The 15,606-nt window shown below is 68.5% G+C and carries 12 protein-coding genes and 1 tRNA gene; 9 read left to right on the forward strand and 4 right to left on the reverse strand.

The window, feature by feature from the left end; all coding sequences use genetic code 11:
• The first annotated feature begins 17 nt into the window (after window positions 1-17).
• Both orn and OHA73_RS17305 read left to right on the forward strand, forming a co-directional pair.
• Window positions 18-620, forward strand: a complete 603-nt coding sequence (gene orn, locus OHA73_RS17300; protein ID WP_266719301.1) for an oligoribonuclease — start codon at window positions 18-20, stop codon at window positions 618-620.
• 122 nt (window positions 621-742) lie between these two features.
• Window positions 743-815: transfer RNA gene (locus OHA73_RS17305), tRNA-His, on the forward strand.
• Window positions 816-894: 79 nt separating this feature from the next.
• On the opposite strand, the gene OHA73_RS17310 is transcribed toward OHA73_RS17305, so the two are convergent.
• Complete coding sequence (locus tag OHA73_RS17310) at window positions 895-1,950, reverse strand: LacI family DNA-binding transcriptional regulator (protein WP_267070346.1); 1,056 nt, start codon at window positions 1,948-1,950, stop codon at window positions 895-897.
• A 277-nt stretch (window positions 1,951-2,227) separates the two neighbouring features.
• On the opposite strand from OHA73_RS17310, the gene OHA73_RS17315 reads away from it, so the two are divergent.
• From OHA73_RS17315 to OHA73_RS17345, 7 genes are all read left to right on the forward strand, one after another.
• Window positions 2,228-3,550: an ABC transporter substrate-binding protein gene (locus OHA73_RS17315; protein WP_266710624.1), complete on the forward strand. Its 1,323-nt coding sequence runs from the start codon at window positions 2,228-2,230 to the stop codon at window positions 3,548-3,550.
• Window positions 3,547-4,578: a carbohydrate ABC transporter permease gene (locus tag OHA73_RS17320; RefSeq protein WP_266710626.1), complete on the forward strand. Its 1,032-nt coding sequence runs from the start codon at window positions 3,547-3,549 to the stop codon at window positions 4,576-4,578. The genes OHA73_RS17315 and OHA73_RS17320 overlap by 4 nt, the downstream gene beginning before the upstream one ends.
• A complete protein-coding gene (locus OHA73_RS17325; protein WP_267070345.1) occupies window positions 4,575-5,480 on the forward strand; it encodes a carbohydrate ABC transporter permease in 906 nt (301 codons plus the stop codon). The genes OHA73_RS17320 and OHA73_RS17325 overlap by 4 nt, the downstream gene beginning before the upstream one ends.
• A 177-nt stretch (window positions 5,481-5,657) precedes the next feature.
• Window positions 5,658-7,109, forward strand: a complete 1,452-nt coding sequence (locus OHA73_RS17330) for a GH1 family beta-glucosidase (protein ID WP_267070344.1) — start codon at window positions 5,658-5,660, stop codon at window positions 7,107-7,109.
• A 107-nt stretch (window positions 7,110-7,216) separates the two neighbouring features.
• Window positions 7,217-8,893: an aspartate-alanine antiporter gene (gene aspT / locus OHA73_RS17335; protein ID WP_266710632.1), complete on the forward strand. Its 1,677-nt coding sequence runs from the start codon at window positions 7,217-7,219 to the stop codon at window positions 8,891-8,893.
• Window positions 8,894-8,909: 16 nt separating this feature from the next.
• Window positions 8,910-10,613 carry an aspartate-alanine antiporter gene (gene aspT, locus OHA73_RS17340; RefSeq protein ID WP_267070343.1) on the forward strand — a complete coding sequence of 568 codons (1,704 nt, stop codon included), beginning with the start codon at window positions 8,910-8,912 and terminating at the stop codon, window positions 10,611-10,613.
• Between the two features lie 28 nt (window positions 10,614-10,641).
• Window positions 10,642-12,294: a bifunctional aspartate transaminase/aspartate 4-decarboxylase gene (locus OHA73_RS17345; RefSeq protein ID WP_267070342.1), complete on the forward strand. Its 1,653-nt coding sequence runs from the start codon at window positions 10,642-10,644 to the stop codon at window positions 12,292-12,294.
• A 9-nt stretch (window positions 12,295-12,303) separates the two neighbouring features.
• Here OHA73_RS17345 and OHA73_RS17350 read toward each other — a convergent pair whose 3' ends face one another.
• The 3 genes from OHA73_RS17350 to OHA73_RS17360 all read right to left on the reverse strand — a co-directional run bounded on the left by OHA73_RS17350 (window position 12,304) and on the right by OHA73_RS17360 (window position 15,545).
• The gene (locus OHA73_RS17350; protein ID WP_267070341.1) at window positions 12,304-13,332 is read right to left on the reverse strand and encodes a chitinase; all 1,029 of its coding nucleotides are present in this window, start codon (window positions 13,330-13,332) and stop codon (window positions 12,304-12,306) included.
• 129 nt (window positions 13,333-13,461) lie between these two features.
• Window positions 13,462-14,859 (reverse strand): sensor histidine kinase, encoded by a 1,398-nt coding sequence (locus OHA73_RS17355; RefSeq protein WP_267070340.1) that lies wholly within the window; start codon window positions 14,857-14,859, stop codon window positions 13,462-13,464.
• Window positions 14,856-15,545 carry a response regulator transcription factor gene (locus OHA73_RS17360; RefSeq protein WP_266710642.1) on the reverse strand — a complete coding sequence of 230 codons (690 nt, stop codon included), beginning with the start codon at window positions 15,543-15,545 and terminating at the stop codon, window positions 14,856-14,858. Before OHA73_RS17360 ends, OHA73_RS17355 begins: the two co-directional genes overlap by 4 nt.
• Window positions 15,546-15,606: the final 61 nt, after the last annotated feature.

Raw genomic sequence — 15,606 nt, forward strand, 5'->3', positions numbered from 1 at the left:
CCCGTAGGGTTGGGCGCATGAACGATCGCATGGTGTGGATCGACTGCGAGATGACCGGACTCTCGCTGGCGAACGACGCGCTCATCGAGGTGGCCGCACTGGTCACCGACTCGGAGCTGAACGTACTCGGCGACGGTGTGGACATCGTGATCCGCCCGCCGGACGAGGCCCTGGAGACGATGCCCGAGGTGGTGCGCAACATGCACACCGCCTCGGGTCTCCTCGACGAGCTGGCGGGCGGCACGACGCTCGCGGACGCCGAGGAACAGGTCCTGGCGTACGTGCGTGAGCACGTCAAGGACGCGGGCAAGGCCCCGCTCTGCGGGAACTCGGTCGGTACCGACCGAGGATTCCTGCTGCGTGACATGCCGACGCTGGAGGACTACCTCCACTACCGGATCGTCGATGTGTCCTCGGTCAAGGAGCTCGCCAGGCGCTGGTACCCGAGGGCGTACTTCAACAGTCCGGACAAGAACGGCAACCACCGGGCGCTCGCCGACATCCGCGAGTCCATCGCCGAGCTGCGCTACTACCGCGAGGCGGTCTTCGTCCCGCAGCCCGGGCCGGACTCGGACACCGCGAAGTCGATCGCGGCGAAGTACGTCCTGCCTGCGGAATAATCCCTCGTAAGCCCCTGTGTACGGGGTCCGGACCCACCCGGGAAAAGGTGTGCGCGAGCACCCCTTCGGACCCTGTACACTTTTTCTCGGCCGGTCGGAAGAAAGACAAACGACCGGACATGGTGGGTGTAGCTCAGTTGGTAGAGCACCTGGTTGTGGTCCAGGTGGCCGCGGGTTCAAGTCCCGTCACTCACCCTGAAGGATCCGAAGGCCCCGGTTCGAGAGAACCGGGGCCTTCGGCGTTCCCGGGGGATGCTGACCCCCGGGGCCACATCTACGACGAGGCGCGGACCACCAGCTCCGTCGGAAGCACCAGGTGCCGCTGCGTGCCCCGGCGGACGGACGAGCGCTTCCCCTCCGCGGCCAGGGCGATCTCGTCGAGCAGCAGCCCCGTCATCGCCCGGCCCATGTCCAGGGTGGGCTGGCGCACGCTGGTGAGGCCCGGCTCCATGTGGCGGGCGATCACCGAGTCGTCGAAGCCGACCAGGGAGACGTCGTCGGGGATGCGGCGGCCCGCCTCGCGCAGCACCTGGCGGGCGCCCGAGGCCATCAGGTCGGAGCAGGCGAAGACCGCGTCGAGGCCGGTGCCGCACTCCAGGAGCTCCTCCATGCAGCGGCGGCCGCCCTCCTCCGTGAAGTCTCCGTAGGTCACCAGCTTCTCGTCGTAGCCGATGCCGCTCGCGGCCAGCTCGTCCACGTAGCCGCCGAAGCGGCGCTGGGCCCCGTACACATCGAGCGGGCCCGCGATGATCGCGACGGAGCGGCGGCCCCGGGAGACCAGGTGCTCGACGGCGGAGCGGGCGCCCGCGTAGTTGTCGGTGTCGACCGAGGGCAGCGGCTCGTCCGCGGAGCGGGGGCCGCTGATCACGGTCGGGATGTCCATCTGGATGAGGCGGTCCGCGAGCGGGTCGTCGGAGTGCACCGAGACCAGGAGGACGCCGTCGACGCGGTGGGCGGCGAGGTAGGTGGCCAGCCGGTCCTGTTCGCGCTCGCCGCGGGCGAAGGTGAGCAGGAGCTGGAGGTTGGTCTCGGCGAGGGCGAGGCCGACGCCGCCGACCATGCCGGAGAAGTACGGCTCGGAGAAGAACCGGGACTCGGCCTCCGGGACCACCACGGCTATGGAGTCCGAGCGGTTGGCCGCGAGGGCACGGGCCGCCGTGTTCGGTACATAGCCGAGCTCGGCGACCGCCTCCTCGACCGCGGCGCGGGTGCGGTCGCTGACCCGCGGCGACCCGTTGATGACACGGGAGACCGTGCCCCGGCCGACGCCCGCTCGGGCCGCGACCTCCTCGAGGGTCGGGCGCCTGCCGTGCGTGCCGTGAGCCACCATGACTCGTACCTCCCCAGATCTTGAGCGGAATCTAACAGCCCGATAACCGCACGAACTTGTCGCCGCCGAGTGTCTTGACACCCCGGGTTCGAGCGACGACCCTTCAACTCATCACGGATGGGAGCGCTCCCACCCTACTGGACGCATACAGAAGCCGCACGTTCCCCGCCCGAGCCGCAAGTGAACAACCGGGCCCAGTACAACAGTTGGCAGTGGCAGTTGGCCGGGGGGTCTGCACGTCTCAGCATCAAGAGCACTTGAGCACTTGGAGGACGCAATGCGCACTGCCCGTACGTCCCGACGCGCGATGACCTTCGCGGTCGTCGCCGCCTTGGCCACAGGCCTGCTTGCCGGTTGTGCGAGCGATGACGGCGACGACTCCGGGGGCGCCGGAGGCTCCGGTGACAAGGAGGGCGCGACCACACTGACGGTCGGCACCTTCGGCACCTTCGGTTACAAGCAGGCCGGGCTCTACGACGAGTACATGAAGCTGCACAAGAACATCACCATCAAGGAAAACGTCACCACCCGGACCGACGTCTACTGGCCCAAGACCCTCACCCGTCTGCAGGCCGGATCCGGCACCGACGACATCCAGGCCATCGAGATCGGCAACATCACCGAGGCCGTGCAGACGCAGGCGAACAAGTTCGTCGACCTCGGCAAGGAGGTCGACAAGTCGCAGTGGCTGGACTGGAAGAACAAGCAGGCCACCACCAAGGACGGCAAGCTGATCGGGCTCGGCACCGACGTCGGTCCGATGGCGATCTGCTACCGCAAGGACCTCTTCAAGAAGGCCGGCCTGCCCACCGACCGCACCAAGCTCGCCGAGATGTGGAAGGGCGACTGGGCGAAGTACGTCGACGTCGGCAAGGACTACATGAAGAAGGCGCCGAGCGGCACCAAGTTCGTGGACTCCGCCTCGTCGGTCTACAACGCGGCGCTGGGCGGCGCGAAGGACCGCTACTACGACAAGAGCGGCAACGTCATCTGGGACAAGTCCGAGGGTGTCAAGAAGTCGTGGGACGCCTCGATGGAGGTGGCGACCTCCAACATGTCGGCGAAGCTGAAGCAGTTCGACAAGCCGTGGGACCAGGGCTTCGCCAACGCCAAGTTCGCCACCGTCGCCTGCCCGGCGTGGATGGTCGGCTACATCCAGGAGAAGTCCGGTGACGCCGGCGAGGGCAAGTGGGACATCGCGGCCGCGCCGACCGCGGCCAACTGGGGCGGCTCCTTCATCGGTGTGCCGACGGCGAGCAAGCACCAGAAGGAGGCCATCGCCCTCGCGAAGTGGCTGACCGCCCCCGCGCAGCAGGCGAAGGTCTTCGCCAAGCAGGCCAGCTTCCCGTCGACCCCGTCGGCGTACTCGACCCTGAAGCCGAAGGCCGAGACCCTGGCGTACTTCTCGGACGCGCCGCTGACGCAGATCTTCTCCGACTCGGCGAAGACCATCCCGGTGCAGATCTTCGGCATCAAGGACCAGCCGATCAACACGGCGATCACCGACACGGGCATCCTCCAGGTCGAGCAGAAGGGCAAGTCGCCCGAGCAGGGCTGGGACGCTGCCACCAGCGAGGTCAAGGACGTGCTCGGCCAGTGACCAGCTCCAACGAGGCTCTCGCGCAGACCGCGTCGAGCGCCGACGCCGCGTCCGACTCCACCGAGGAGTCGGGCGCGGCCCGGGGCGCTCAGGGTCGCGGTACGCCGCCGTCGGACACGTCCTGGCGCAGCCGGCTGTACCGCTGGGACATGAAGGCGTCGCCGTACGCGTTCATCGCCCCCTTCTTCATCATCTTCGGTGCCTTCTCGCTTGTGCCGCTGCTCTACACCGCTTGGTACTCGCTGCACAACGTGCAGCTGTCGTCCCTCGACAGCCAGACCTGGGCGGGCCTGAAGAACTACACGAACCTGTTCGACTCGGAATTCTTCTGGAACGCCCTGGGGAACACGTTCACCATCGGCGTGATCTCCACCGTGCCGCAGTTGATCGTGGCGATCTGGCTCGCCCACATGCTCAACTACCGGCTGCGCGGCTCCATCGTGTGGCGCGTCGTCATGCTCACCCCGTACGCCACTTCGGTGGCGGCGGCGACGCTCGTGTTCGTCCTGCTGTTCTCGCCGGACAACGGAATGATCAACTGGGCGCTCGACCTGGTCGGCATCGACCCGGTCAACTGGCGTGAGTCCGACTGGGGTTCACAACTCGCGGTCTCCTCCATCGTGATCTGGCGGTGGACCGGGTACAACGCGCTGATCTACCTCGCCGCGATGCAGGCCATCCCGGCCGACCTGTACGAGTCGGCGGCGCTGGACGGCGCGAACCGCTGGCAGCAGTTCCGGCACGTGACCGTTCCGATGCTGCGGCCGACGATCCTGTTCACCGTCGTCGTCTCCACCATCGGCGCGACCCAACTGTTCGGTGAGCCGCTGCTGTTCGGCGGGGTCAGCGGCACCAAGGGTGGGTCCCAGCACCAGTACCAGACGCTCGGCCTGTACATGTACGACCAGGGCTGGATCAACGGCAACCTCGGCAAGGCGGCCGCCATCGCCTGGTCGATGTTCCTGATCCTTTTGGTCATCGCCGCGATCAACCTGTTGATCACCCGACGGCTGAGGAAGGCCCAATGACCACCATCAGTGATGTGACGCCCGGCCGGCTGGCCAAGGAGGGCGCCGGGCCGCCGACCCGCCGACGGATCATGGGCGCGGGCAAGCAGCTGCACGCGGGGCCCATCACCTATGTCTCCCTGGCCCTGTTCGGCGTGATCTCCCTGGCGCCGCTGCTGTGGACGGTGATCGCGGCGTCCCGTACGAACGCCCGGCTCGCCCAGACGCCGCCGCCGTTCTGGTTCGGCGGCAATCTGTTCAAGAACCTGGACACCGCCTGGAACCAGGCCGGCATGGGTTCCGCGATGTTCAACACGATCCTCGTGGCGAGCTGCATCACCGTCGGCACCGTGCTGTTCTCCACGCTCGCGGGATTCGCCTTCGCCAAGCTGAAGTTCCGCTTCTCCTCGACGCTGCTGTTGATGACCATCGGCACGATGATGATTCCGCCGCAACTGGCCGTCGTACCGCTGTACTTGTGGATGTCCGACCTGGGCTGGGCCAACCAGCTGCAGACCGTCATCCTGCCGACGCTCGTGTCCGCCTTCGGCACGTTCTTCATGCGGCAGTACCTGGTGCAGGCGCTGCCGACCGAGCTCATCGAGGCGGCGCGGGTCGACGGGGCGAGCAGTCTGCGGGTGGTCTGGCATGTGGTGTTCCCCGCGGCGCGGCCCGCGATGGCCGTGCTCGGGCTGCTGACGTTCGTCATGGCCTGGAACGACTTCCTGTGGCCGATCATCGCGCTCAACCAGGAGAACCCCACGGTGCAGGTCGCGCTGAACGCGCTCGGGACCGGGTACATCCCCGATGACTCGGTGATCATGGCGGGGGCGTTGTTGGGGACGTTGCCGTTGCTTGTCGCGTTTCTGCTGTTCGGGAAGCAGATTGTGGGCGGGATCATGCAGGGGGCGGTTAAGGGGTGATCACGGGGTGGGCGGGGTGTTCTCGTTGCGCCCCGCCGCTCCTACGCCTCGGGGCTCCGCCCCGGACCCCGCGCCTCAAACGCCGGCGGGGCTGGATCTGCTCAATCGCCGCAGGGGCTTGATGTGCGCGGCTCGAAGTGCCCGCCCCGTCTGATCACTATCTATGGGAGCGCTCCTATGACCACCACTGACAACACCAGCACCGCCCTCACCGGCGAACCCGTCGCGACCCGGTTTCCGGCCGGGTTTCTTTGGGGGGCGGCCACTGCCTCGTATCAGATCGAGGGGGCCGTGCGGGAGGACGGGCGGACGCCGTCGATCTGGGACACGTTCAGTCATACGCCGGGGAAGGTGCTGAACGGCGACACGGGGGACGTCGCCGTGGACCACTACCACCGGTGGCGCGACGACGTGCGGCTCATGGCCGACCTGGGGCTGACCTCCTACCGCTTCTCCGTGGCGTGGCCGCGGGTGCAGCCCACCGGGCGCGGGCCCGCCGTGCAGCGCGGGCTCGACTTCTACCGTGGGCTCGTGGACGAGCTGCTCGCCAATGAGATCAAGCCCGTGGTGACGCTCTATCACTGGGACCTGCCACAGGAGTTGGAGAACGCGGGCGGCTGGCCCGAGCGGGACACCGCCTACCGGTTCGCGGAGTACGCGGGGCTCGTCGGCGAGGCGCTCGGCGACCGCGTCGAGAGCTGGGTGACGCTCAACGAGCCCTGGTGCAGCGCCTTCTTGGGCTACAGCTCCGGGGTGCACGCCCCCGGGCGGACGGACCCGGCGGCCGCCCTGCGCGCGGCGCACCACCTCAACCTCGGTCACGGGCTTGCCACTTCGGCCCTGCGCGGCGTGCTGCCGGCCCGCGCCAAGGTCGGCATCAGCCTGAACCCGAGCGTGGTCAGGGCGCTCACCGAGAGCCCCGAGGACCAGAACGCCCGACGCCGGATCGACGCGCTCGCGAACCGGGTCTTCACCGGGCCGCTGCTCAAGGGCGCCTATCCGCGCGACCTCCTCACCGACACCGCGGCCATCACGGACTGGTCGTTCGTGCGGGACGGGGACACCGCGGCGATCCACCAGCCGCTCGACTTCATCGGCCTGAACTACTACACGCCGGCCGTCGTCTCGGCCGCCCGCCCCGAACAGGCGGGCCCCCGCCTCGACGGACACGGCGCCAGCGAGCACACCCCGTGGCCGGGCGCCGACGACGTCGCCTTCCACCACGCGCCCGGCGAACTCACCGCCATGAACTGGCCCGTGGACCCGACCGGCCTCACCGACCTGCTCCTCGACCACACCGCTCTCGCGCCGGGCATCCCGCTCTATGTGACCGAGAACGGGGCGGCGTACGACGATGTGGTCGACGCCGACGGCCGCGTGCACGACCCGGACCGCATCCGCTATCTGCGCTCCCACCTCGCCGCCGTCCACGACGCCATCGAGCAGGGCGCCGACGTCCGCGGCTACTTCCTCTGGTCGCTGCTCGACAACTTCGAGTGGTCCTACGGATACGGCAAGCGGTTCGGCGCCGTGTACGTCGACTACGAGACGCAGGAGCGCATCCCGAAGTCCAGCGCCACCTGGTACTCCCAGGTCGCGCGCAGCGGGGGGCTGCCCGCCGAATCGTGACCCCCGGCGGGCAGTGGGCCGGTGCGCGTCGCGTGGCAGCGGCGGGCACCGGCCCTTAGCTTTCCCGTATGCCCGATATCAACCAATACGAGCGGTCCTGAAGCGCCATGGGTGTTCTCAAGGACCATCCGGAACTCGTCCTGTTCGTGAGCCTCGCGCTCGGCTACCTCGTGGGGAAGCTGCGCGTGGGGCCGCTGACGTTGGGCGGCATCTGCGGGACGCTGATCGTCTCGCTGCTGCTCGGGGCCTGGACCAAGGCCCATGTCTCCGACGACGTGAAGACCGTGTTCTTCGCGCTGTTCATCTTCGCGCTCGGCTACATGGCCGGGCCGCAGTTCTTCCGCAACCTCAACAAGAAGAGCCTGCGCTTCTTCGTGCTGTGCGGCATCGAGCTGGTCTGTGTCATCGGCATCGCGCTCGGCCTGGCGAGCTGGTTCGACCTGGACGTCGGCACGGCCTCCGGCATCCTGGCCGGCGCCGCCACCGAGTCCGCGGTCGTCGGCACGGCCACCGAGTCCATCGGCAAGCTCAGCAACCTCACGGCCGCTCAGATCACCGAGTACCAGGGCAACGTCGCCACCGCGTACACGGTCTGCTACCTCTTCGGCCTGATCACGATCGTGCTCTACACGAGCCAGATCATGCCGATGATGATGCGCATCAACCTGCGCGACGCCGCCCGTGAGCTGTGGGAGCGCACGCGCAGCAAGGGCAGCCTGGAGGCGGACGAGCGCCCCGCCCTGCCGGGCATGGTGGGCCGCACGTACCTGGTGACGACGGCCGACGGACGTACGGTCGGGGACCTTCAGTCCTCGCTCGGCGAGCGCGTCACCGTCGAGTCGGTCAAGCGCGGCAGCAAGGTCCTCGACGTCGCGCCCGGCCTGGAGCTCACCCTCTCCGACCTGGTGCTCCTGGTCGGCCGCCGGGCGAACGTGATCGACGCGGGCCGGGTCATCGGCCCGGAGACGCCGGGCGTGCCGGGGCTCGACTCGCCGCTCGCCTCCCGCGAGGTCTCGGTCACCGACAAGGCGCTGGACGGGAAGTCCGTCGACGAGCTGCAGAAGGCGTACCCCGAGTTCTACAAGGACGGCGTCTACGTCACCGACATCACCCGCGGCGACCAGGACATGCCCGCCAACGGGGACACGGTGCTGCACCGCGGCGACGTGGTGACCCTGGTGGGCGCCCGCTCGGGCCTGAACAAGCTGGTCGCCAGGATCGGCTCGGTCGTCAAGAACGACGCCACCGACTTCATCTACCTGGGGCTCGGCATCGCGGCCGGTTCACTGCTCGGGCAGGTCGTGGTGAAGTTCGGCGACATCCCGATGTCGCTCGGCACCGGCGGCGGCTGTCTGATCTCGGGGCTGCTGTTCGGCTGGTTCCGCTCGCGCTCGCAGACCTTCGGCGCGTTCCCGCCGCAGGCCGCCTCGACGATCAAGGACATGGGGCTCGCGGTCTTCATCGCCTGCACGGGCCTCGTCTCCGGGCCGCAGGCCTGGCCGCTGATCAAGGAGTACGGGGCGCTGCTGCCGTTCGCCGGGATCGCGATGGTGCTGATCCCCGCGACGATCTCACTGTTCGTCGGCCGCAAGCTCCTCAAGATCGAGAAACCGCTCCTGATCGGAGCCATCGCGGGACAGCAGTGCTCGACCCCCGCGATCACCGCCGTCACCCAGGTGGCGCAGTCGTCCGTGCCGATGCTCGGCTACACGATCACGTACGCCCTCTCCAACTTCCTGCTCCCGCTGACGGGCCCCGTGCTCGTCGGCATCCTCGGCAACTGAGAGGGCGGTTCACGACGTGATCGACTTCCTCAACCGGAACATCTTCCAGCCCTATCCGGAACTCCTGATCTTCCTCACGGTCGCCTTCGGCTTCCTGTTCGGGAAGATCCGCTACAAGGCCATCGCGCTCGGCGCCGTCACCGGCTGCCTCATCGCGGGCCTGATCCTCGGCGCCTGGACCGAGGTCGAGATCAACGGCACGGTGAAGAGCCTGTTCTTCGTCATGTTCCTGTTCGCCCTCGGCTACAAGGTCGGCCCGCAGTTCTTCCGCGGCCTCAAGACGGACGGCCTGCCGCAGGTCCTCAACGCCGTCGTGGTCTGCGTGTCCGGCCTGCTGATCTGCTGGGTCTTCGCGGCGATGCTCGGCTACGGCCCCGGGCTCTCGGCCGGACTGCTCGGCGGCGCGCTCACCCAGTCCGCGGTCATCGGTGTCGCGCAGGACGCCATCGGCACGCTGCCGGGCCTGTCCTCCGGGGCGGCCAAGAACGAGGAGAACCTCGTCGCGATCGGCTACGCGGTGACGTATCCGCTCGGCACCATCCTGTGCGCGATCCTGCTCGCCACGATCCTGCCGAAGCTCTACAAGAAGGACCTAGCCGCCGAATCGGCCCAGCTCGCCAAGGAGTTGGACGCGCCCGAGAGCGACCCGGACCTGGCCGAGGGCTACTACGAGGTGGTGCTGCGCGCCTACACCATCGAGCGCCCCGACATCGTCGGCCGCACCATCGACGACTTCGAGAACCAGCAGAAGGAGCTCGGCCACCGCATCTACATCACGCGGGTGCGCCGCGACGGGCAGATCCTCGACCACACCCAGCGGACCGCGCTGCGCGAGGGCGACGTCGTCGCGCTCAGCGCGCTGCGCGGCTCGCTCGTCGACTACGACGCCCGCACCCACATCGGCATGGAGACCGACGATGTGGAGCTGCTCGGCTACGAGACGGAGTCGCTGCACGTGGTGGCGTCCGAGAAGGCCCAACTGGGCAGGACCGTCGCGGAGTTGAGGCGCGAGCCGTTCATGGTCGGCGTCTACGTCGACAAGATCTACCGCTCGGGCGCCGAGTTCCCCTACCGCCTCTCCACGAAGATCGAGCGCGGTGACACGCTGATCCTCACCGGGCCCAAGCGCCTCGTGGACCCGGCGGGCGCGGCCATCGGCAAGCCGGTCCCCACCTCGTTCGCCACCGACATGATCTGGGTCGGCATCGGCATCTTCCTCGGCGGCTGCATCGGCATCCCGGCGCTCACCGTCTCGGGCGTCCCGATCTCGCTCTCCACCTCCGGTGGCGCGCTCATCATGGGCCTGATCTTCGGCTACATCCGCGGCAAGTACCCGACGTACGGCAATGTGCCGCCCGGCGCCCAGTGGTTCATGGACACGCTCGGCCTGTGCATGTTCGTCGCGATCGTCGGCATCAACGCGGGGCCGAGCTTCACCTCGGGTCTGTCCGAGGCCGGTTGGGGACTGCTGCTCTTCGGCGCGGTCGCCACCGTCGTCCCCCTCCTGATCGGCTTCCTCTTCGGCCACTACGTGCAGAAGATCCGCTTCCCGATCCTGATGGGCGTCCTCGCCGGCGGCCAGACCACCACCGCGGCGATCGGCGCGATCAACGAGTCCTCCCGCTCCCAGGTGCCGACGCTCGGCTACACGATCCCGTACGCGGTCGGCAACGTGCTCCTGACCATCTGGGGCGCCGTGATCGTCCTGCTCCAACACTGAGCCCCCGCACCGCACTTAAGGACCCCTCATGACCAAGACGACGTTCACGCGCGAAGAGATCCAGCAGTACGCCCAGCTCTCCCCCTTCGAGCTGAAGAACATCTTCATCGACCTCGCCGAGCAGGCGCAGGCCGACAAGCCCGGCCAGAAGGAGAAGTCGAGCCGCCAGATGCTCAACGCGGGCCGCGGCAACCCGAACTGGATCGCCACGGGTCCCCGCGAGGCGTACTACGCGCTCGGCTACTTCGCCCTCGAGGAGTCGCGGCGCGTGTGGACCGCCGACAACCTCGGCGGGATGCCGGAGAAGCACGGCGCGTACGAGCGCTTCGACGCGTTCGTACGCCGCCACCCCGACCTGCCGGGCATCGAACTGCTCGCCCAGTGCGTCCAGCACGGCATCCAGCGCTTCGGGTTCGACAAGGACGAGTGGGTGCACGAGCTGACGGACGGCATCACGGGCGACAACTACCCGGTGCCCGACCGCATGTTGACCCATGGCGAGCAGGTGGTGCGCGGCTACCTCGCGGACGAGATGTTCGACAAGAAGGCGCCCGCGGACAACAACTTGTCGCTGTTCGCCACCGAGGGCGGCACGGCGGCCATGTGCTACATCTTCGACTCCCTCATGAAGAACGGGCTGTTGAAGAAGGGCGACAAGATCGCGCTGATGGTCCCGGTCTTCACTCCGTACATCGAGATCGCCGAGCTCGACACCTACGAGTTCGACGTCACGTACATCTCGGCCAGCAAGTTCGCGGAGACGGGCGTGCGCGAGTGGCGGTACCCGGAGGAGGAGGTCGCCAAGCTGGAGGACCCGGAGATCAAGCTGGTCTGCCTGGTCAACCCCTCCAACCCGCCCTCCCTGGCGCTGAGCACCCGGGTCGCGAACCAGATCAAGGAGATCGTCGCGGCGAAGAACCCGAACCTGCTGCTCGTCACCGACGACGTGTACGGCACGTTCGTCGAGGGCTTCCGCTCGATCGCCGCCGACCTGCCGCGCAACACCCTGCTCGTCTACTCGTACTCGAAGCACTACGGGTGCACGGGCTGGCGGCTCGGCGTGATCGGGCTGCACGACGACAACATCATCGACGAGCGGATCGCCCAGCTCCCCCAGGAGGAGAAGGACCGCCTCAACAAGCGGTACGGCTCGCTCACCCTGGAGCCGGAGAAGATCAGGTTCATCGACCGGCTCGTCGCGGACTCCCGGCAGGTGGCGCTCAACCACACGGCGGGCCTGTCACTGCCGCAACAGGTGATGATGACGCTCTTCTCCCTGTTCGACATGCTGGAGGAGGGCCAGGCGTACAAGGAGAAGATCCGCTCCATCGTCCACCAGCGCCTCGACCTGCTCCTCGAAGGCGCCCAGATGAAGATCCACGAGGATCCCCACCGGGCCGCCTACTACATCGAGCTGGACCTCCTCGCCGAGGCCGAACGCGTCCACGGCAAGGAATTCGCGGACTACCTGGAGAAGAACTACGAGCCGGTCGACGCCCTGTTCCGGCTCGCCCAGCAGACGGGCGTGGTGCTCCTCAACGGCGGCGGCTTCGAGGGCCCCACGTGGTCCGTCCGCGTCTCGCTGGCCAACCTCGACAACCTCGACTACCTGAAGATCGGCCACCACCTGCGTGGCATCTTCAACGACTACGCGGAGGAGTGGCGGACCGCGAAGGCGTGACCCCAGGGGTCAGTTGAACGAGGCGAACGCCTTCTGGAAGGCGTTCGCCTCCTGCTCCACCGAGCTGCACGTCGGCTGCGCCGAGTCGGAGGCCCCGCCCTCGCACGCCTTGTCGCGGGTCGCCGACCACATCGACAGGCCGCCGAGGCCCTTCTCCTTCGCGAAGGAGACGAGCTGGGTGGCGTCCTCGACCTTGAAGACCTCGGACGAGACGTCGTTGACACCGATCATCGGGGTGATCGCGACGGCCTTCCAGGCATCCGCGTCCGACAGGCCGAGCGCCGACTTCACCTGCGCCTGCGTGGCGGTCGCCGCCTGCTCGGCGTAGTCGCCCATGTCGCCGCTGTACGACGCCCCGTAGTCCATCGCCATGATGTTGACGAGGTCGGGCGAGGCGCCGTTGTCCTTGGCGTTCTTGAGGAAGTTCACGCCGTCCTGGGTGAGGCCCTCGGGCATCACCGGCAGCGTCACCGACACGTTCAGGTCGGGGTTGTTCTTCTGCAGCGTCGCGATCGCCTCGGCGCGCTCGGTGTTGGCGGCCGTGTCGGGCAGCGCGCCGCCCTCGATGTCGAAGTCGACCTTGGTGAGGTCGAACTGGTCGATGACCTTCTGGTACGCCGCCGCGAGGTCGCCCGCCGAGGAGCAGGCCTGCGCCAGCTCGGTGCCGGACGCGCCACCGAAGGAGACCCGTACGTCACCGCCCGCCGACCTCAAGTCACCTATCTGCGAAGCGACTTCGTCACTGCCGAGGTCGGTGACGCCGCCCCACTTCGGGGCGCAGTCGCCGCCGGAGGTGATGAAGGCGAGGTTGAACTCCTTGACGCCGGTGGCCTTGGAGGAGTCGACCAGATCGAACTTCGGCTGCAACGAGGTGTCGACGTACGGAGCGAAAGTGGCGCCCGCGTCCGCGTCCGTCACTTCGGCGGACGCGCCTGAGGCGAAGAGGAACGCGCCGCCACCCACGAGAGCGGCGGCCACGACACCGCCCACCGCCTTCTTCCTGCCGCTGATCCTGCGCCGGTGCATGCTGCTGCTCATCGCGTGCCTGCCTTAGGTATGCGTGGGGGGTGGGTGCGCCCACGAGTAGGTGGGGCCCGGCAGACGCTAGCGACCCGCAACCCGGCAATTCGGGCAACAGGGAAGGGCGTTGAGGATCTTAGGGTTGACTTAAGTAAGGGATCGGGACCGGTTAAAGGTCGATACCAATCCTTTGCGTTCCCGGCCGCGCCGCCCGTGCCCGCGGCGCCCCTGGACGGGCCGGTACCCCTCCAGCTGCAGCCAGATCCGCACCTCGGTGCCACCGAGCACGGACGAGCCGATGCGCACGTCGCCGCCGGTGGACTCGGCGACCCGGCGCGCGATGTCCAGACCGAGCCCGGTCGAGCCGACCTCGACGCCCTCCGTGCCGCGGGCCAGCGCGGCCTCCGGGTCGGCGATGCCGGGGCCCGCGTCGGAGACGAGCACGATCACGGCGCCATCGGCCCGGTGCACATCGACCGCGAACGCCGTGCCCTCGGGGGTGTGCCGGAACACGTTGCCGAGCAGCGCGTCGAGCGCGGCCGCCAACTCCCCGCGGGCGACCGGCAGTCGCACGGGCCGGTCGACGCCGGCGACCCGCACCTTGCGCCCCTCGTCCTCGGCGAGCGCCGACCAGAAGTCCATCCGCTCGCGGATCACCTCGGCGGCGTCGCAGCCCGCGCCGGGCCCGGCCGCGGCGGTCTGGGGCTTGGCTTCCCTGGCCGTACGGATGATGGTGTCGACCTCGTGCTCCAGCTGCTCCACGGCGGCCCGGGTCTGCTCGGCGGCGGGCCCGTCCCCGAGAGAAGCGGCATTGAGCCGCAACACGGTCAACGGAGTCCGCAGCCGATGCGACAGATCGGCAGCCAACTCCCTCTCATTGGCCAGCAGTTGAACAACTTGATCAGCCATCGAATTGAACGCCACGGCGGCGAGCCGCAGCTCGGTCGGACCGTCCTCGGGCACCCGCGCCCCGAGCTTCCCGTCCCCCAGATCGTGCGCCGCGCCCACGAGCCGCTGCGCCGGCTGCACCATCCGCCCGCCGAGCCGGTCCGCGACCGCCACGGACCCGATGATCAACGCGATGCCGACACCACCGAGCACGACCCACGCGGTCGTCACGCCGTTGGTGACCTCGGCCTCGGGCACGTACACCTCGACGACGGCGATCTTGCCCGTGCTCACCGCGATGGGCTGCAACCACACCGAGCCGCCCGGCACGTCCACGACGGTGGCCTGCCGGATGTCGAGCCGGTCCCGGCCGACCCGCTGCTCACCGAGCCGGATCGCCTCGTTCCCGCCGCCGGCCGGGACGTACACCGACATCCGGTCCTCGCCGCCGGTCTGCGCGGTGGCGAGGGCGCGGTCGAGCTGGTCGCGGTCGGTGGTGATGGAGAGGGTGGGGCCGATGGCGGCGGCGGTCCGCTCGGCGTTGGAGAAGGCCCGGTCCCGCGCCATCTCCTTGATGACCAGGCCGAGCGGTACGGCGAAGGCGACCACCACCATTGTCGTGACGGCGAGGCACACCTTCACCAGCGCCCACCTCATGCCGGCGGCTCCAGCTTCACACCGACGCCGCGCAGGGTGTGCAGATACCGCGGCCGCGCGGCAGTCTCCCCCAACTTCCTCCGCAACCACGACAAATGAACATCAATGGTCTGGTCGTCCCCGTACGACTGCTGCCACACCTCGGCGAGCAGCTCCTTGCGCGCGACGACCACGCCGGGGCGTCCGGCGAGGAAGGTCAGCAGGTCGAACTCGCGCCGCGTCAGATCCAGCGGCGCACCATCGAGCTCGGCCTGCCGCCGCAACGGATCGATGGCGAGCCCACCGACCCGGATCACCCGCGAGGGCGGCTCGGCGCCCGTGGTCCCCCGCGAGCGGCGCAGCACGGCGGCCATCCGGGCGGACAGGTGCTCGGGCGAGAACGGCTTGGTCAGATAGTCGTCGGCGCCGTCGTTCAGCAGCCGCACGATCTCGGCCTCGTCGTCCCGCGCAGTGGCGATGATCACGGGTACGTCGGTGATCCCGCGCAGCATCTTGAGCGCCTCGGCCCCGTCGAGATCGGGCAGACCAAGATCCAGAATCACCACGTCGAACCGGAAATGAGCGACCTCGCGCAGCGCCTCCAACGCGGTGCCGACGCTGCGCACGGTGTGCGCGGCGTCGGTCAGGTGCCGGATGAGGGCTGAGCGTACGAACTGGTCGTCCTCGACCACGAGCACACTTGCCATGGGACGGCACCGTACGCCATCCGGTGGTTTTCGGCCCTCTGCCGGGTGACTGCGGTGCTCG

The organism is Streptomyces sp. NBC_00483, assembly GCF_036013745.1.
Classification (GTDB): Bacteria; Actinomycetota; Actinomycetes; order Streptomycetales; family Streptomycetaceae; genus Streptomyces.